This is a genomic window from Clostridium zhoujianii (assembly GCF_051590805.1).
Lineage (GTDB): Bacteria > Bacillota > Clostridia > Clostridiales > Clostridiaceae > Clostridium.
Window position 1 is genome coordinate 2,230,592 of the sequence record NZ_JBPUTF010000001.1, and the last position, 17,866, is coordinate 2,248,457.

At 29.8% G+C, this 17,866-nt stretch carries 18 protein-coding genes; 8 read left to right on the plus strand and 10 right to left on the minus strand.

Annotated elements, in window-relative coordinates; genetic code table 11:
• Positions 1-150 precede the first annotated feature (150 nt).
• The 4 genes from ACSYT2_RS10555 to ACSYT2_RS10570 form a co-directional block, all read right to left on the minus strand.
• Positions 151-2,832: a bifunctional diguanylate cyclase/phosphodiesterase gene (locus tag ACSYT2_RS10555; RefSeq protein WP_438384747.1), complete on the minus strand. Its 2,682-nt coding sequence runs from the start codon at positions 2,830-2,832 to the stop codon at positions 151-153.
• Between the two features lie 134 nt (positions 2,833-2,966).
• Positions 2,967-4,646: a Yip1 family protein gene (locus tag ACSYT2_RS10560; RefSeq protein ID WP_438384748.1), complete on the minus strand. Its 1,680-nt coding sequence runs from the start codon at positions 4,644-4,646 to the stop codon at positions 2,967-2,969.
• 79 nt (positions 4,647-4,725) lie between these two features.
• A complete protein-coding gene (locus tag ACSYT2_RS10565; RefSeq protein ID WP_438384749.1) occupies positions 4,726-5,265 on the minus strand; it encodes a permease in 540 nt (179 codons plus the stop codon).
• Positions 5,262-5,741 carry a permease gene (locus ACSYT2_RS10570; protein ID WP_438384750.1) on the minus strand — a complete coding sequence of 160 codons (480 nt, stop codon included), beginning with the start codon at positions 5,739-5,741 and terminating at the stop codon, positions 5,262-5,264. The genes ACSYT2_RS10565 and ACSYT2_RS10570 overlap by 4 nt, the downstream gene beginning before the upstream one ends.
• Before the next feature lie 137 nt (positions 5,742-5,878).
• Here ACSYT2_RS10570 and ACSYT2_RS10575 point away from each other — a divergent pair, with 137 nt between their 5' ends.
• The gene (locus tag ACSYT2_RS10575; RefSeq protein WP_430855184.1) at positions 5,879-6,622 is read left to right on the plus strand and encodes an AzlC family ABC transporter permease; all 744 of its coding nucleotides are present in this window, start codon (positions 5,879-5,881) and stop codon (positions 6,620-6,622) included.
• Positions 6,612-6,944: an AzlD domain-containing protein gene (locus tag ACSYT2_RS10580; RefSeq protein WP_430855185.1), complete on the plus strand. Its 333-nt coding sequence runs from the start codon at positions 6,612-6,614 to the stop codon at positions 6,942-6,944. Before ACSYT2_RS10575 ends, ACSYT2_RS10580 begins: the two co-directional genes overlap by 11 nt.
• Positions 6,945-7,093: 149 nt before the next feature.
• On the opposite strand, the gene ACSYT2_RS10585 is transcribed toward ACSYT2_RS10580, so the two are convergent.
• The 3 genes from ACSYT2_RS10585 to ACSYT2_RS10595 form a co-directional block, all read right to left on the minus strand.
• Positions 7,094-8,395, minus strand: a complete 1,302-nt coding sequence (locus ACSYT2_RS10585; RefSeq protein WP_430855186.1) for a homoserine dehydrogenase — start codon at positions 8,393-8,395, stop codon at positions 7,094-7,096.
• 90 nt (positions 8,396-8,485) lie between these two features.
• The gene (locus tag ACSYT2_RS10590) at positions 8,486-9,586 is read right to left on the minus strand and encodes an AI-2E family transporter (RefSeq protein ID WP_430855187.1); all 1,101 of its coding nucleotides are present in this window, start codon (positions 9,584-9,586) and stop codon (positions 8,486-8,488) included.
• A gap of 180 nt (positions 9,587-9,766) precedes the next feature.
• Positions 9,767-10,606 carry an IS1/IS1595 family N-terminal zinc-binding domain-containing protein gene (locus ACSYT2_RS10595; RefSeq protein ID WP_438384751.1) on the minus strand — a complete coding sequence of 280 codons (840 nt, stop codon included), beginning with the start codon at positions 10,604-10,606 and terminating at the stop codon, positions 9,767-9,769.
• A 221-nt stretch (positions 10,607-10,827) separates the two neighbouring features.
• On the opposite strand from ACSYT2_RS10595, the gene zupT reads away from it, so the two are divergent.
• The 3 genes from zupT (at position 10,828) to ACSYT2_RS10610 (ending at position 12,125) form a co-directional block, all read left to right on the plus strand.
• Entirely contained in the window at positions 10,828-11,610 is a 783-nt protein-coding gene (gene zupT, locus ACSYT2_RS10600) for a zinc transporter ZupT (RefSeq protein WP_430855189.1), read from the plus strand.
• Positions 11,611-11,671: 61 nt separating this feature from the next.
• Positions 11,672-11,848, plus strand: coding sequence for a hypothetical protein (locus tag ACSYT2_RS10605; protein WP_430855190.1), 177 nt, complete (start codon positions 11,672-11,674; stop codon positions 11,846-11,848).
• Between the two features lie 13 nt (positions 11,849-11,861).
• Positions 11,862-12,125, plus strand: coding sequence for a spore coat protein (locus ACSYT2_RS10610; protein ID WP_430855191.1), 264 nt, complete (start codon positions 11,862-11,864; stop codon positions 12,123-12,125).
• Between the two features lie 106 nt (positions 12,126-12,231).
• On the opposite strand, the gene ACSYT2_RS10615 is transcribed toward ACSYT2_RS10610, so the two are convergent.
• A complete protein-coding gene (locus ACSYT2_RS10615; RefSeq protein WP_430855192.1) occupies positions 12,232-13,989 on the minus strand; it encodes a helicase-related protein in 1,758 nt (585 codons plus the stop codon).
• 259 nt (positions 13,990-14,248) lie between these two features.
• On the opposite strand from ACSYT2_RS10615, the gene ACSYT2_RS10620 reads away from it, so the two are divergent.
• From ACSYT2_RS10620 to ACSYT2_RS10630, 3 genes are read left to right on the plus strand one after another with little or no spacing between them, the layout of a single operon-like run.
• On the plus strand, positions 14,249-15,160 hold the full coding sequence (locus ACSYT2_RS10620) for a patatin-like phospholipase family protein (RefSeq protein WP_430855193.1): 912 nt from the start codon (positions 14,249-14,251) through the stop codon (positions 15,158-15,160).
• A gap of 11 nt (positions 15,161-15,171) precedes the next feature.
• The gene (locus tag ACSYT2_RS10625) at positions 15,172-16,038 is read left to right on the plus strand and encodes a DUF5685 family protein (RefSeq protein ID WP_438384752.1); all 867 of its coding nucleotides are present in this window, start codon (positions 15,172-15,174) and stop codon (positions 16,036-16,038) included.
• 44 nt (positions 16,039-16,082) lie between these two features.
• Entirely contained in the window at positions 16,083-16,622 is a 540-nt protein-coding gene (locus ACSYT2_RS10630; protein WP_430855195.1) for a J domain-containing protein, read from the plus strand.
• A 110-nt stretch (positions 16,623-16,732) separates the two neighbouring features.
• Here ACSYT2_RS10630 and ACSYT2_RS10635 read toward each other — a convergent pair whose 3' ends face one another.
• The gene (locus ACSYT2_RS10635) at positions 16,733-17,452 is read right to left on the minus strand and encodes a FlxA-like family protein (protein ID WP_430855196.1); all 720 of its coding nucleotides are present in this window, start codon (positions 17,450-17,452) and stop codon (positions 16,733-16,735) included.
• Positions 17,453-17,462: 10 nt separating this feature from the next.
• Entirely contained in the window at positions 17,463-17,825 is a 363-nt protein-coding gene (locus ACSYT2_RS10640; protein ID WP_430855197.1) for a hypothetical protein, read from the minus strand.
• Positions 17,826-17,866 lie beyond the last annotated feature (41 nt).

Consider the following 17,866-nt stretch of genomic DNA (forward strand, 5'->3'; position numbering starts at 1 on the left):
TTATTAACACTTTTTTTACTTTTGATTAAAAAATATAATGAAATTGAGATGATTTTGTAAATTTTTTATCTCTTCTTTGGTACTTTCTTTGAAATTTAATAAAGGAAGATGAATATCTCTCTTATTCATCTTCCTTTATTTAACTCAATTCTATTGTTTTCTCATGATTTTATTGAATTCTTCTTTTGGTACTGGTTTACTTATTAGGTACCCTTGAATCTTATCGCAATTCAATCCCTTTAATAAATTAAGCTGTTCTTCAATCTCTACTCCTTCTGCTACAACATCTAAGTCCAAAGTATGTGCTAACTGTATTAAGGTTGTTATTATCGCTAATGTTTTTGGATCATACTCAATTTTTAGAAGTAAACTTCTATCTATTTTTATAGTATCAATAGGTAGAATTTTAATATAACTAAAGGAGGAATATCCTACTCCAAAGTCATCTAAAGCTACTTTTATCCCTAACTTCTTAATCTCTTCAAGGAGTTTTACTACTCCCGCTTCATCATCTATAATTTCATCCTCTGTAATTTCTAACTTTAATCCAGATGGATCTAAATCATTAATACTAAGTATTCCCTTTAATATATCTATAAAATTAGGTTGCCTTAAAAATCTATATGATGCATTAACTGATACCTGGAAGTCTTTATGTCCCATCTCCCTTTTTTTCTTACAAAAAGCACAAGCTTCTTCTAAAACAAAATTGTCAATATCTGTTATATCACCTGTCTTTTTTGCAATAGCTATAAATTTATATGGTGGTATTATCTCTCCCTTTTTCATCCATCTAATTAAAGCTTCTGCACCAACTATCTCATTTGTAAATAGATTGTAGATCGGTTGATAGTAAACATTAAATTCCCCATTCTCTATAGCCTCTTTAAGCTCTGTTTCTATTATTATATCCTCTAGCATAGTTGTTGAGAATATTTCAAGTTTATTCCCACCCATAACCTTACTCTTATACATAGCTATATCTGCATATTTTAATAATGTTTCTATATCATCTGTATGATTTGGGAATGTGCTAACTCCTATACTTGCTTTCAATTCATAACTGTAATTCTTAAATCTGAATGTAGTATTTAAAGAATTTAAGATTGTTTTTCCAATTTCATTTACTTCTTTCACATTATAAGTACCTCTTATAACTACTAGGAATTCATCTCCTCCAAGTCTACCTACTGTAATATTTTTATTATCAATAGAAATTAGTACTTGAGCTGCTGTACATAATACTTCATCTCCAGTATTATGTCCCAATGTATCATTTAATGTTTTAAAGTTATCTAAATCAATAAAGTATATAGTAAACTCTTCTCCATCTTCTTTTAGTTGAGCCATGTAATTATAAAGACTATATCTATTTTGAAGATTTGTTAGAACATCATAATTTGCAAGATATCTCATTTCTTCAGCAAATTTCTTATTTTCGCTTATATCAGTTAATACCATTGCAAAATATCCTTCTTCTATTGTATAAAGGGATAAATAAGCCCATATATTATCTCCAACTTTTACTGAATTCCTAACTAGGGTCTGACCTTCATCACCTATTTTTTCCAGCATGCTCTTTATATCTTTTTCTTTTATAAAATCATTAATGAAGACTTCGCTCATAGTTTTTGAAATAATATCTTCTTTCTTCCTACCTATCATCTTTGCTAATGAGGCATTTACTTCTATTATAGTAGCATTTACAGACCTACCTTCCTCATCATTAATAACCTTGAAATAGGCATAACCATTTTCTAAGCAATCAATTAATTTACTGTATTTTTTCTCTTTTGATAATACAAGAGTATTTGATTCCTCTAATGATTTAAACATATTATTTATATCTTTCGACAATACAGTTATTTCATCATTACCAGACTCTTCTTCTATTCTGTCTCTTAGATTCTTGCTATCATTTATTTTATTTATTCCTATATTTATTCTATTTAATCTCTTTACCACAAGCTTTTCAATCAAAATTAACAATATAATATTTAATAGAATATTTATACATATTAATATAATAGAGAATACTAGTGTATTTCTATCTGTACTACTTTTAACAACCATAGGTTCAGTAGTCTTAATAAAGAAATCTTTTTCCCCTAACAATTTAGGAATTTTATAATAACTTGAAATAACTTTCCCTTGTTTTACTAAGGTAAATGAAACCTTATCATTAAACCTTTCTTCCCTTACTTCTCCACTCTTATCTACTTCCTCTTCTATTGCCAAATCCTTATTTACATTTTTACCAATCTCTTTTATTTTGTTATTGTCTAGTTTATTTATTAAAATAAAATATCCTAAGGTATTGTTACCTTCTATATTTCCAATAGGATTTACAGCTACTATATAGGGTGATACTTCTCCAGTAATGAAGCCATTAAAGCTTTCTTTACCTTTCTTAATCTCTTCTTTTATCTCATATAAAAGTTTATCATAATCCTGGTTATTCTCTTCATCTATATTAGATGCTTTATACACTTTTACTTCCTTTAAATCCTTATTAAGTATTGTTTTGAAACTTATACCATCCCGTTGAAATTTCTCTTCAATTCCTAATTTTTTTAATCCACTATCTACATTTAACTCTTCATTATATTTATTTGCTATTTGAATTAAATTACTATATTCAGTTCCCTTACCTCTTACTTTAGCTATTTCTCCATTAACACTACTTACTCCACTGTAAGAAATGTTGGTTATTCTTTTTATTTCTCCATCATAAAGGTATTTTGTCATAAATTGTGCCGCAGAAATATATAATACTACTGTTACAATGGAAGTAATTGTAAACATAATAGCTATCTTTTTAGATAGTTTCACTAATATCACCCTTTACATCTATTATTTCGTCGTTTTTCCCCATATGTATATTATCATGGTTTTATTATACAATACTGACAAATAAATAGGAATAAAAAAAATCCTAGGCATATCACTACCTAGGATTTCTTCATCTACTCTTCTGAATTTAAATTTACAAATTTATTTACTATTATATATTTACTATCTCCAACATTAATATATTTAATTTCAACCATATCCCCCACAGTACTTAAAGCAACATCTCTAGAAGTTTCAGTAGACACTGAGAATATTTTTTCTTGACCCTTTAACTTAATATCATAGATACTTGTTCCATCCTTTACTACTAATCCTATTCTTTCAATTTCCCCTTGTATCATTTCTTCTTTATTTGATCCCTCAAGAGATATATTTGTGTTAGTTAATCCCTCTAAGTAATTGTTAAGGGTTCCTTGAAGAGTATCACCTACCCCTACAGTATTATAATTCTTAACATTAACCATAGCATATTGCTTAACTAAACCATTTGAATCCTTTAATGTTGTAAAATAAGTTGGTTCTCCTTGAATATTAATCAAGTAAGGAAATGTTCCCTTATATCCAAATTGCTGAACCTTACCTTCTGCAGACCTTACACTTGCCTCTTCTGTAGCTCCTGCAGTTTTATACATTGTGGTTTCACCAGTTCTTGTATTGGTTAATGTAAACCCAACTAAGCCCTCATCATTACCAACTGAAGTTATTCCAGTATAGTAATAACATTCATCCTTATTAAATATTAGATTCATACCATCAGTTGCTTTTAATTTATCCTTATCATTAAAGTTAAATACTCCATGAACTAATTCTCCCCACTTATTAATGTAATTATTAATAAATGATTTTGGTTGAATCCTATCTATCCATTTAGGTAGGTTATTAATATCGTAAGTCTCTGATTCACCAGTTTGTGCATCTATAACTAATGCACCGATTGCTTTAGATTCTGTAATACCTATAGCATTATCATATCTTGTAACTACCCAATAAGGTCTTCCTTCATCATCTAACTCAAAGGTGAAATCAGTATGTCCAGCTTTCATATCTCTTAAATATGCTGCTCTGTATAAATCACTTAATAGGTATGATGACTCTAAATATTTAATTTTTAAAGGAGAGCCATTAAGTTCTGTTACAAGTTGTACATCATTTTGATTTGTGGCACTTACTTTAATATATCCACTAGTTCCCTTTCTATTAGTCAACCATTTAATTACTGATGAATGCTCTAAAGGTGCTACATAGTAAAGTTCACCATTAATACTTTGTAAATGTAATTTACCTATAGTTACTTGGCTACCTAATGAAGGTATCTCTCCAAGCTTCTTATCTGCAAGCTTATCTGCTAATTCATAATCAATAGTTGGTAATTGATTTAGATCTATATGCTCTATCTCATCTGAAAACTCTATTCCACCAACATTTCCAATCAAAGCCCTATGGCTTTTATAGCTAATTATTGGACTACATAAAAATAGTACTACTGCATATAATATTCCTACTACTATACCTATAGCCGCTATATTTTTCTTTAGATGTGTTAAGCCATATAAAAGAGAAACAACTACGAATGGTCCAACTATATAAAACGCACTTAATGTAGCATCAAATATAAGCTTAGCACCAAAAAATAATACTACTCCCAATACTAAGTAAGTCAATAGTAGCCATTTTAAGAATCCTGAAAAAGATCCCCCACTACTCCTTTGACCATTTCTGAATTTACCTTTAAATCCTGAAAATATATCCCTAATCTTATCCTCATCAAAGTTTCCAAAATTACCGTGATTCATATTTTCCTCCACCACTTTATTTTTTACTATTTAAAATTGTTTTTATTATAACATAAAATGATTATAAATACTATATATTTTATAATTTTTCTGCTTTTTCATATATAATGTCTTTTTCCTTCCTTGAAATTACTCTATCTATTATATAAGCAATTAATATTATCCCAATAATCTCTACAACCATTCTTGTTATAGCAAACTTAAGACCTAATGAAGATACTTCTATAAGAATCATAGGTACCTTCGTGCAAGCCCAAGCCCCTATAAAAATCATTACATTTCTTATTGATGAACCTTTTCTAAGTAACATAGCTCCTATTGGAAAGGCTGCATATAATGGACCTGCTGCAAAGGATCCTAGTAAAAAAGCTAAAAATATCCCCTTAATTCCTGAGTCTTCACCCATCAATTTAATAAGTCTATCTTTTGGAACCCATACATCCATAAGTCCAAGTAAAATAAATACTAGTGGAACTAACTTTATAAACTCCCATAGATTTTCTATAGTACCTGTTATAGCAACCTTACCTATTTCTTTATTTATTAAAAATAGTATTATAAGAACAGATAAACATGCAATAGAATTTTTATATCTTTTTAATAAATCTTTTATAATCATATAAACACCCACCCCATTACTATTCCTACAATAAATGAAATAACTAATCCAAAAACATTTCTAAGTATAGCTGTCTTTCTTCCCCAGTACTTCTCTTCTAAGGGAATTGTCAAAAATCCAACCATCATTAATGATGATATAAATGCTGCTACTTGAGATACTCCAGCCCCTCGTAATAGTAATGTTGCTCCTAATGGAAAGGCTATGAATCCTCCCATCATTGTAATTGATCCTATTCCTATAGAAAGTAGAACACCTACCATCCCTGACCCTGGGCCTATTAAGCTCGCTATTAACTTTTCATCAACAATGCTTAATGTTATACCAATTACAGCCATTACAGCTAGTATGGTTGGAAGTATATTTTCAAAGGATGTCCATCCTTTTTTTAAAGCTCTAATAGTTTTCTCCTTATCTTTCAAAAAAGAAATAATGGTAAAAACTATTGCTGCAAAATATAAGATTATTTGTACCATAATTTCACTCCTAATAATTCTATAAGATTATCTTATGCTAAATCTTCTTAATTCTATAGAATATTTTAACTTATATTACTGTAAAATCTTTATATGTTATAATATTCTTTATATGTTCGACATAAGGGGGTTATCACATGCTAGAAAGAATTAAAAATGAAAAATCACAAAAAAACTTTAGTGGAGAAGATATAGCAATTGGGGCAAAAATGGCTATACCTATTTGTATTGGTTACATACCTCTTGGGATAGCTTGTGGAATATTATCTCAAAAAGCTGGTCTTTCTCCTTTGGAAATAGGGGCACTTTCCTTATTTGTCTTTGCAGGAAGTGGACAATTTATTACAGCATCAATGCTAATTGCACATGCTTCTATGTTCTCAATAATATTTACAACATTTATTATTAATTTAAGACATATGTTAATGAGTTCAGCTCTATCACCCTTCTTTAGCAATTCAAGTAAAAGATTTCTGATGTTTTTTTCTCATGAAATTACAGATGAAACCTTTGCTATTAATTTAGTTAAATTTAAGGAAGATTCATGGAATCCAAATAAAGCACTTATTCTGAATGTAGTTTCTCATTTAACTTGGATAATAAGTAATATTGTTGGTGGAGTAACAGGCTCCTTATTTAATTTTAATGATATGATAATAAACTTTATACTAACCTCAATGTTTATTGCTCTACTATGCCTTCAAATCAAAGGCTTTATCTACATTTTATCTGCAGTAATATCTGCAATAATTGCTGTTAGTCTATCTTTAGTTATGGATAGTACTTTTTATATCATTATCGCAACTCTTTTAGCTGCAACTATTTGTTATTTTCTAGAAAAATTCTTAAAGGAAAGGACGGAAGATAAGGATGGAGATTAATGAACTTAATGTATATTTATTAATATTAGGAATTGCAATTTTTACATATATTCCAAGAAGCTTTCCTATAATATATCTTTCAAAAAAAGAGCTTCCAACTTGGCTTAAAGAATGGATGAAGTTTATACCAGCTGCTATTTTTGCTGCTCTAATCTGCCCTGATATCTTTACCAATGCTGGAAAGCTAGATATTAGTTTTACTAATATTAAACTAATATCATCTATTGTAGTTCTTATTGTTGCCTTTAAAAAGAAATCTCTTGGGCTTTCTATTGCAGTTGGTGCTTCTACAATTTTCCTTCTCAATATATTAATAGGATAATTTTAACTACTTCTATTTTTTATTAATATTTCTAATTAACAAAAAACTAGTGTTGCTTATATGCTCCCTCTAAACTTTACAGGGAAGCTCATAGCCCACTAGTTTTTATATTTATTTAAACTCTTATTTTTATTAAATATTACTCTACTTTAGTTTTCAAAATCTTCAATTCTAATTATATTATCTACACTCTTAACAGCAGTTAATTTTCTTATTTCATCTAAAGCATTTTGAACTTTTGATTCTTTTGTATAGTGAGTTACTAATACTAAAGCAACCTTTTCTTCATTTTTAACTCCGCCCTTTTGGATAACTGAACGTAAGCTTACTTGATGTTTACCTAGTATAGCTGTTATATCACCAAGTACTCCTGGTTGATCAATTACAGTTGTTCTAACATAGTACTTACTATGAACCTCATCAATAGTCTTTATGTCTTTATTCCATAAGTTATTCTTAACTACAGGAACTGTATTTTCTAAATCTATGTTACTTCTTAATATAGTTACAATATCACCTACTACAGCACTTCCTGTAGGTAATTCCCCTGCTCCTCTTCCATAAAACATTAAGTCCCCTACAGCATTACCTGTTACAAATACTGCATTAAAGGAATCATAAACATTAGCTAATGGATGAGTTTCTGGAATCATTGTTGGATGAACTCTTAGTTCTAGACTACCATTTGTGTCTTTAACAATTGCAAGTAACTTTATAACCATTCCAAAAGTTTTTGCATATTCCATATCCACAGCTGTTACCTTAGTGATACCTTCTCTATAAACCTTATCCACATCAATCTTAGTTCCAAAGGCTAAAGATGATAGAATTGCTAATTTATATTGAGCATCAAATCCTTCAATATCTGAAGTTGGATCTGCTTCTGCATATCCTTTTTCTTGGGCTTCTTTCAACACATCATCAAAGTTACTACCTTCAAGCTCCATCTTGCTTAAGATAAAGTTTGTTGTTCCATTTACTATTCCATATAATTGTTCAATTTTATTAGCTGTTAAACTTTCGTTTATTCCTTGAATTATTGGAATACCCCCAGCAACACTAGCTTCATAATTAAACATTACACCTTCGGCATCAGCTTTTTCAAAGATTTCATCTCCGCCTGTTGCTAGAAGCATCTTATTAGCTGTAACTATATGTTTCTTCTTGCTCATACTTTCAAGCATATACTCTCTGGCAGGTTCTATTCCTCCCATTACCTCTACAACTATCTTTATAGAATCATCATTTAGAATTTCATTAAAGTCAGTAGTAATTAGTTCATCTGGGACGTCTATTCCCCTTGGCTTTTTAGGATCTCTTACAAGGATTTTAGCTACTTCAACTTTGTAACCTGAACGCTTCATGATCTCTTCTTGATTGGCATTTAGTATTCTCCAAACACCACGTCCAACATTACCTAGTCCTAATAAAGCTATCTTTACTTTCTTCATCTACACTTCCCCCTTTTCATTTTACGTTTTGTTCCCCAACAAAATATATACATTACTATTATATTACTAAATTTGTTAAAATTCTATACTTTACGTATTATTTGGAGGAAAGATAACCCCATATAGTAAAAATGCACCTAGGAAATAAAACATCCCTATAAAGCCTGCAGGTGTCAAAACTAAAAATAAAGCTATTATAATTACTAGTGGATGTACTCCTAAAAAACTTGATACTAAAATTTGCTCTAGATATTGTCTTATAACAACAGCTCCTATATAACCTACAATCAATATCACTCCTGATTTAATATCCCCCGTAACAAAACTTGATATAGCCATAATTCCATATACTAGCCCTGCCCCAAATAAAGGTAATGCATCTAATACTGCGGTAATTATCGCAATAACCATTGCATACTTTAATCCAGCAATCTTAAATATTACAGCACTATAAATAAATATAGCTATCATTATTAAGGAATATGCTTTTATGTATCCACCAAAAATCTCATTTTTCTTTTTTCTAATTCGTCTAATTACTTCTAATCCTTTTTCGGAAAAACAATGCTTTATCTTAACTTCTATCTTATCTATATCTTTAGTAAAGAAGAAGGTTGCTATAATAGTTATAAGGACCATTATAAAAGCGGTAGGTATTGATACTAGTATATTTAATAAATTTTGAACAAAGGTAGCTGTTAGAGAAGTAACAACTGAAACTACTTTAGTAGCCACTTCATTTACTTTAACCATAACATCTGGATTCATATTTTCCATGCTTTCCAGGAAGTTATTAACCCTTATACTTGTGTCGTTTATAATGATATTTAAAGTATCCTGATTAGTAATATAATCGTAGAAATTCTTTAATTGTTCTACTATTTTATATCCTGCTGCAAATAATATAAGTGAGGTAATTGCTACAATAGATACCGTTAATAACATAGATACTAGGCCCTCAGATATTTTAAACTTTTTAAACCTCTTGTTAATTGCTAATATTCTATTTTTAAGGGGCCTAAGACTCATAGCTATAGCTAATGCAATAACAAATGGAATTGCATATTTAAGACCAACAACTAAAAGCATAAAACCTATAGTGTAAATAAGTAAAAACTTAATTATTCTTTTAGTATTCTCTATTAACGTGGGTGATAGATACTGCGTAATACTATTCATAAATCTCCCCATACCCTTTCACTCTCCTTACCTATCTATTTAGTTATTAAGCATTATAAATCAGATTGGATATTTTTTCAATATTCCTACTTGTCATCGGTATTTCGATTTTTTTCCCCTGATTCTGATTCACTTTTCATCTAAAGATTCCCCTTTTATCCTGTTCTAGATAAATGTTGTTATTATAATTACCTAACTAATTAGTGGAGAATGTGGACTTGCCTTAATATCAATAGCTCTTTTAAATATTGATAAAATCATGATAGTCTTGATTGAATTTAAGATCTCCATATATTCATCATTGAAAAATCTTATAAACCAACATAGATAGTACTTTAAATACTTTGTAGCCACTCCATAAAATTTCTTAAACCATAGAAATATTTCTAAATTCACACCACTAAATAACCCCTTTTCTTCTAATATAATGTCACTTTTTATATTATGTTTTCTTGCAATCTTATCTAAATACCTATCCCCATAGGCATATATGTAGGATTTTTCATCAATCTTATTGTATATATGTCCTTTAAAGCTTCTTTCATCCCAAATTCCTATTGAAACAGGTTTAGATAGCATATTCCTATTTTCATCTATTGCATTAATAACCCAAACCTTATCTCTAGTTGTTTTTTCAATCTTTCTACATCCTTTAAAATTCTCCTTAAAGAACACCTTCCCCATTTCTATGTACATCTTTAATTCCTTTGGATCCTTTAGCTTCATTGTCGCAACAAGTATTTTATGCCTCCAATTAAATGATGTATTCATATGTATATTTAACATTTTTGCACAAGCTCGAATGCTTAAACCGCTTAACATTAACCCCAAATACTTATTCCATAATCTCATACTTTTTTTACTATAGTAGAAGGGTGTTTCACTACTAAGAGAAAAAGTTCTAGTACATAGTTCATTTCTACATTTAAATCTTTGTACTCCATTATAAAATCCATATTTAATAAATTTTACACTTTTACAATGTGGACACTTATCAATATTTCTTTTCTGTAAAACAACTAAATCAAGCATAAGATTCACCTCATCTTAATACTTGACAACAAACATATGTTTTAAACCTTATACTTTACCAACATTTATCTAGAACAGCATAAAAGTACAATTTAAAGATATAAATTCCCCCTATAATTACCTAATAGTAAAAACTTAGGACAAGTACTTTAAAATAGTCATTTTTAAAATTATGAAAAATACAATTAATAAAGTAAATAAGTAATTTTTAGGAGTTTTATATGTTTGATAGTCAATCTTTAATCCCATTAGTTCTTTCACTTTTAGCCGGTTTATCCACTGTAATAGGAGCTTTTATTGTATTCTTTTCTAAGTCAAGTAATAAACGTCTTATTACTTTCGCCCTGGCTTTTTCTGCTGGAGTAATGATAACTATATCCTTTACTGATCTTTATCCATCTGCTCAGGAGACATTAATAAAATATGAGGGCAAGCTTAATGGCGTATTACTTGCATTATTATTTATGATTGTTGGAGTATTTATAGCCTTCTTAATCGATCACTTCATTCCTGAGGGAAATAAAAATAATACTTCAAAAGGTAAAGGAAATGGAAACCTTTATAGAGTAGGTTTTGTTTCTATGATTGCGATGATGCTACATAACTTCCCAGAAGGTGTGGCTACCTTTGTTTCAGGTTATCAAAGTACAAGCCTTGGAATTTACATTGCTATGGCAATTGCTCTTCATAATATACCTGAAGGAATCTCAATTGCTATGCCAATATACTACTCTACAGGTAGTAAAGGAAAAGCTTTTAAATACACATTTATATCAGGTATGGCTGAACCAATAGGTGCATTACTTGCATTATTATTTTTAAAACCATTTATTAATGAAATAATTCTAAGTGTAATCTTTGCATTAGTTGCTGGTATTATGCTCTATATTGCCTTCCAAGAACTTATACCTGAATCAAGAATCTATGGTTATAATAGACTTTACATTTTTTCTGTTATATTAGGTATTTGCATAATACCTATAAGCCATATTTTTATTGGTTGAGAATAATTAAAATCATCAAGGGGAAACTAATCTGGTATCAAAGATAAAGGAGGTTCTATAAATGACACAAAAAGAATTATTATATTTAGAAGACCTTTTAGGTGCTGAGGAACAAGCTAATAAGGTTTGTACTTCTTTTGCTCAAAAAGCTCAAGATCAACAATTTAAAGACCACTTTAATGCCTTAGCAGCTTATCACAAACAGAATATTACTAAACTATATGGATTATTAAAGTAGGAGGTAAATATTAATGAATGAATTAACAGATAAGGAACTAATAACAGAAGTACTGACAGCTGAAAAATCATTAGCTACCCTTTACCATTCTGCTACACAGGAATCATCAACAGAACCACTTCATTGTGATTTAAAGAACTTAATGAATGATACTTTATGTAAGCAAAATGAAACATTTAAATTAATGGAGCAAAAAGGACTTTATCAATTAGAGCAAGTTCAACAACCTGCTATTGACAAGGTAAAAAATAAATTTGCGCAAGCAGCAGGTCAATAGATTTTTAATCTTTTATAGTATTGAATGATTCTAGTCGAATTTTTTATCCTTTTAACTGTCAAAACCATTAAAGGCTAAGGAGTTCTCTTGCTCCTTAGCCCCTCCTTTATATTCTTATAAGAATTTCATTTATCTCTTCACTTACTTTTATCCTCTCATCATAAATCCACTGAACATCAAATTCTAAATTAAATCCCTTACAGAAAGAATAATACATATTTATCTTTTGGTAATAAATCTCTAACTCATCTAATGTTCCACCAATAATTGTTGGTCTTGTTATAGTCTTTGATTTTGTTATAAATAATTCATCTACATAAAATAAGAACTGTTCCATTAGCTCATCAGAAGAAACATCAAATGGTACCTTAAGCAAATTCCATTGTACCTCTTCCTTTAATTTATATTGCTTAATTCTATCAAGAACAATAATATAATCCCCTATATCCATCTTCCTATAGTAATCTAGCTTTTCTTTTCTAGTGCTCCATAAAGCTAGCTTTTCTATTAATGGTAAGGTCTTAATTTTTAATATAGCCTCTGATGGACCTATTACAGCTTGATTAATTACCCTATCATCTTCATTAAGCTTCTCTTTTATAAATTCGCTATTTCCTCCTATTGAGGCAATATACCCTGTTTCATAAATGCCTTTTCTACCAGCTCTTCCACCAATCTGTTTAACTTCCTGAGATGTTAAAAATCTTATCTCCTCGCCATCAAACTTCTTAATTGATAAGAAAATAATTCTTCTAATTGGTAGATTTACACCCATTCCTATTGCATCTGTAGTAATTAAAATCTTATTTTCTTTATTTATAAACTGTTCATACTGCTTTCTTCTAACCTCTGGCGGTAAATCTCCATAAATTATACTTGCCTTAATTCCTTGGCTAGAATACTCTTGTGCTAACTCTAGAACTCTCTTTTTAGAAAATAATACTATAGCATCTCCCTCTTCAATTTCATTATGAGAAAATGCCTTATCTTGAACTACTAAAGGTATTCTTCTCTTATACTCAATAATTTCATATGGGTCACCACAATCATCTAAAATCTTTTCAATTATTTTCTTAGCATTTAAAGCTCCACAAACATGTACTTCCCTAGCCCTTACACCAAGTACTGCTCTACTCCAAGCAGCTCCTCTTTGTGAATCATCTATCATTTGGATCTCATCTATTACTGCTACATCATATTGATTACTTAAATTTAGCTTTTCTATAGTACATGAGGTATGAGTTGCATCTGGACTTGTTATTTCTTCTTCTCCAGTTCTAAGGTCGCATATTATCCCCTCATTATTAAGTCTTTCATAATTTTCAAGAGCCAATATTCTTAAAGGAGAAAGGTACACCCCTTTATCACATTCCTTAAGTCTTTGAATTGCATTGTATGTCTTTCCTGTGTTCGTATCTCCTAAATGAATTACAAACTTTCTCTTATATGCCCTAGCTTCTCTATATTCATTTTTAGGATTGTCAGGGAAATTCTTTTCAAATTCCTGAGATATAAATTGTGGTATATGCTGTTTAGTAAGAACTGTCATTATTCCTGAGTTAAGAAGACTCTTATAGTTCCCTCTAACAACTTGATAATAGTCAAAATCACTATTATTTTTCTTATTATAATTATCAAGTATTCCCTTAGCTATGTATTCTAAAAGCTCTTCATACCTATCCATTAAATCTTGGTACTCCTTAAAGCCTTCCTTTTCCATCTCAAGAAGAAGTAGAATTTTCTTTCTTACAGTAGATTCATGCTCTATTAAAGCACCACCTTTAGAATTATGAGCTATCTCTTCTATTTGATTTATTTGACTCTTCAACTTCTTAAATTCTCTTTGAGCTGCATTTTTCTTCATACTGTCCCTCCTAAACTCTCTTCATTATTAGTATAATCCTAATATTTCCTTATATTCATTATACAATATTCTTATTTTTCAGTATACAAATGAACTAGTTACCTTCCTCTAATTCTAATACCTCATTTCACCAACATTTATCTAGAACAGCCCCAAAGCTTAATTTATCTCAAAGAAAAATTTAATATAAATTAATAACCATATCCAACACCCTATCATAGATTAATCTTAGAAAACTTTTATGCCAGGAGGTGACTCTTTGTCTACCTTTAGAATTATATCCTTTGACGGTGGTGGAGTTAGAGGTGCTTTATCCACTAGAATTTTAAAAAGACTTTGTGATAAAAACCCCAGCTTATTAAAAGAGACAAACCTCTTTGCTGGTACCTCAACTGGCGGATTAATTTCTTTAACCTTAGCCTATGGACTTAATGGAAAGGATGTAGATAATTTTTATTCCTATGGTAATATAAAAAAAGTTTTTACCCCTAAAAGATTTAATCTGATCCACCCAAGGTTTAAAAACAAAGAATTAAAGGACTTTATTACCTCTATAATTCCAATTGAAACTAGAGTTAGTGATTTGAAAAAGTTTATATTCATTCCTGCTTTTAATCTTCAAGGTGTTACTAAAGATCACTGGCAAGGTGTATTTTTTAATAATATAAAGGATAATCCAACTTACACTGAGAAAATTGTTGATGTTGCAATAGCAAGTTCTGCTGCACCTACATACTTTCCTTCTCATAATAATTATATTGATGGAGGTGTTATTACAAATTCACCTGCCATAGCTTCTGTAATTACTACAATGCATAATTTACCTGGTAAATACAAGCTAGATGACTTTAGGGTTATCTCAATAGGCACAGGTATTACCCCTAAAAGAATAAAATCTAGAACTAATAACTGGGGTATACTTCAATGGGCTTTAAGACCATTTTCCTCTGTAAAACTACCTCTAATATCTGTTTTGTTGAATGATACTGTTCCATTAGAAGATCTCTATTGTAGAGAGTTACTTGGAGATAACTATTTTAGAATTAATCCAATTCTTCTTGAAGATATAGATATTGATAATTATAAGAAAGTTCCATTATTAAAAGAAACTGCTGATAAATATAGTTTAGAAAAGGCTAATTCATTTATAAGAGAGCGATTTCTTAGATAGGGGGATTTCCGATGTTTGGTTATATTACACCAATGCTTAGTGAACTTAAAATGAAAGATTACGAAAGATTTAGAAGCTACTATTGCGGCTTATGTTTCTCAATTAAAAATAAATTTGGCAACATACCAAGGGTTGGATTAAACTATGACACCACCTTTTTTGCTGTTTTAATGGATGGCTTAAGTCGTGAAAGTTCCGAAATAACTTTTAAACCTTGTATTAAACATCCATTTGAAAAAAGAGAATATATAAATGGAAATAAGGCTATGGAATATGCAACAGATTTAAATTTATCCCTAGTTTACTATAAGCTTCTTGATGATAAGCGTGACGATAAAAACATAAAGAGTATAGCTCTAACTAAGGTAATTCAACCATACCATAAAAAAATAACCTTTAAAAATCTAGATAATATAATTAAAGATAATCTAGATAAACTACACTCACTAGAATCAAGTTGTAACTTTTCCTCTTTAGATGAGGTAGCTCATCCTTTTAGCTATATAATTGGTAAAGTTCTAGAAGAATGTCCCTTTGAACTAAATGAAGATACCAAAGAAATCAGGCATAAGTTATATGACTTTGGATATTTCTTTGGTAAATGGATATATATTCTGGATGCCCTGGATGATTTAAAGGATGATATGAAAAATGGCAAGTTTAATCCTATTGCGAAAGTATACAATAATAAGACACTGTCCTACGATAATTTAATAACTAAAGTTAAAGCTAATATTGATTTTACTTTAATGACATTAGCTTCTAACTGTAGTGAACTTCTAAAAGAACTACCAATCAAAAAGAATAATGAAATAATCGATAACGTTATTAATTTAGGTTTAATAGAAAAATATATGAATATTTCTTCAAAACTCTAATATATTTATAATAGAGCAATATAAATGCGAGGAGTATATAATTTATGGATCCTTATAAGGTTTTAGGTGTATTTCCCCATTCATCTCCAAATGATATTAAATCAGCTTACACCCATGTTGTAGAAACCTATAGCTCAGATGACCTTCAAGACGATTCCACTAAGACATTTTATAATGAAAAGCTTAATGAGGCTAATGAAGCTTATAGAATCATCACACATAACATGACATGTGAAGAGGTACGAGATCTTATTGAATGTGATGACTTTATAGCTGCTGAGGCTAAACTTAATCTTGTATCAGATTTGTCATCTGCAGAATGGAATTACTTGAAAGGAGTACTATTACTTAAGAAAGGTTGGATTGATTCTGGTGTTACCCACATAAAACAAGCTGCAACTTTAAATCCTTACAATAATGAGTATGTTGCTACTATGAATCAACTTAGCCAAAAGGTTAGCGCCTATAAAACAAATTATAATAATACCACTCCTAAGCAAGGTGGAGGTCTACTTGGCGGGCTTTGCAATAACAATAATAGTGGTGGCGGAAATGGTGGAGGTGGTAAAGGCGGCCTTTGCTAATATCAAAAGGAAGCTAGTATATATGCTAGCTTCCTTTTATTTATTATATATCTTACTAATCCTCTTATGCTGTTCTAGATAAATGTTGGTAAAATAAATAGACAATATTCCTAATCCTCTATGCTGTTTTCCTTCTCTTCCCTTTGTTCTTCATTCTCTTCGTATTCTCTAATTTCATCTACTTTAGAACCAACTTTTTCCTGAATTTTGCTAGCACCTTTATTTATATTTTTAATTTCCTTTGAAATACTAGCCTCTATATTAATCTCACTCTTTTTTATCTGTGCCATTCTTTTGCTATTAAATGTATTAGGATTATCAGTAGGACCAATATACATTGATTCTATCTTCTCTCTATTTTTAATGTCCTTTAGATTATGTATATTTTTCATAGAGTGACTTGCTTCAATTAGTTCATTTAAACTAGCTGAGATAATAACTCCATCTCTTACTTCATCACCATTTTGCTTATATTTATCTTCTTCAGACTTTTTCTTTTCAATTTCTTCTTTAACCTTCTCAGCCTCTTCTTCCTTTTGCTGAATACGAAGTTGTTGCATCTGAGCTTCAACTTGTTGAATATTTTCATTAATTTCTTTCATCTTATATTTCTTTTCTTCCGGATCCATTTCCCTATCTTTTAAAGCTTGTTTTTGCTCTAAAAAATTTTCTTTAAGCTTTTCTAAGCTCTCCATTGCTTTATTCTGAACTTTATTAGAAAGTTTCAGACTTGTCCCCTCTTTTCCATCTTTCTCTCTATTAATACTATAGATACTACTAGCTTTATTAATATTCTGAGAAAAATTAATACCCATTGCATTTATTCTCATAGCTATCCCCCTACTTTTCTAAAATTGATTCTATTATTTTATCCTCATCAAAATTGATATTCTTCTTTATCTTTGGGTTGTTTACAAACTTATCAGTAACAAGTTTACTTATAATTTTGTTTTCATCTATTAAATTACTTAGACTTGGGGAAACAATTACTCCACCATCTACTTCTGATTCTAATTTTTCTTCCTCTTGTTCTTTCTTTTTATGCTTCTTTTTACTTTCATCCCTAAGCCTATATTTAAAAGTGTCTTCTCTCTTTCTATCTCTACCTTCTTTTCTAATTTGAGATATAGAATTAGGCCTTTTTATACTTTTATTCTCAAGATCCATTAATCTTTCACTTTCAAGATATATTCTATCTAGCATAATAGTTGCCTCCTCCCATTTATATACTTTATTATCGTCTA

Excerpts from the sequence above, each read along its gene's own strand:
- ACSYT2_RS10635 (WP_430855196.1), bottom strand. The coding sequence starts at position 17,452 with ATGAGAATAAATGCAATGGGTATTAATTTTTCTCAGAATATTAATAAA.
- ACSYT2_RS10565 (WP_438384749.1), bottom strand. The coding sequence starts at position 5,265 with ATGATTATAAAAGATTTATTAAAAAGATATAAAAATTCTATTGCATGT.
- ACSYT2_RS10595 (WP_438384751.1), bottom strand. The coding sequence starts at position 10,606 with ATGCTTGATTTAGTTGTTTTACAGAAAAGAAATATTGATAAGTGTCCA.
- ACSYT2_RS10615 (WP_430855192.1), bottom strand. The coding sequence starts at position 13,989 with ATGAAGAAAAATGCAGCTCAAAGAGAATTTAAGAAGTTGAAGAGTCAA.
- ACSYT2_RS10630 (WP_430855195.1), top strand. The coding sequence starts at position 16,083 with ATGGATCCTTATAAGGTTTTAGGTGTATTTCCCCATTCATCTCCAAAT.
- ACSYT2_RS10610 (WP_430855191.1), top strand. The coding sequence starts at position 11,862 with ATGAATGAATTAACAGATAAGGAACTAATAACAGAAGTACTGACAGCT.
- ACSYT2_RS10640 (WP_430855197.1), bottom strand. The coding sequence starts at position 17,825 with ATGCTAGATAGAATATATCTTGAAAGTGAAAGATTAATGGATCTTGAG.
- ACSYT2_RS10605 (WP_430855190.1), top strand. The coding sequence starts at position 11,672 with ATGACACAAAAAGAATTATTATATTTAGAAGACCTTTTAGGTGCTGAG.
- ACSYT2_RS10585 (WP_430855186.1), bottom strand. The coding sequence starts at position 8,395 with ATGAAGAAAGTAAAGATAGCTTTATTAGGACTAGGTAATGTTGGACGT.
- ACSYT2_RS10570 (WP_438384750.1), bottom strand. The coding sequence starts at position 5,741 with ATGGTACAAATAATCTTATATTTTGCAGCAATAGTTTTTACCATTATT.
- ACSYT2_RS10625 (WP_438384752.1), top strand. The coding sequence starts at position 15,172 with ATGTTTGGTTATATTACACCAATGCTTAGTGAACTTAAAATGAAAGAT.
- ACSYT2_RS10575 (WP_430855184.1), top strand. The coding sequence starts at position 5,879 with ATGCTAGAAAGAATTAAAAATGAAAAATCACAAAAAAACTTTAGTGGA.
- ACSYT2_RS10560 (WP_438384748.1), bottom strand. The coding sequence starts at position 4,646 with ATGAATCACGGTAATTTTGGAAACTTTGATGAGGATAAGATTAGGGAT.
- zupT (WP_430855189.1), top strand. The coding sequence starts at position 10,828 with ATGTTTGATAGTCAATCTTTAATCCCATTAGTTCTTTCACTTTTAGCC.
- ACSYT2_RS10580 (WP_430855185.1), top strand. The coding sequence starts at position 6,612 with ATGGAGATTAATGAACTTAATGTATATTTATTAATATTAGGAATTGCA.
- ACSYT2_RS10590 (WP_430855187.1), bottom strand. The coding sequence starts at position 9,586 with ATGGGGAGATTTATGAATAGTATTACGCAGTATCTATCACCCACGTTA.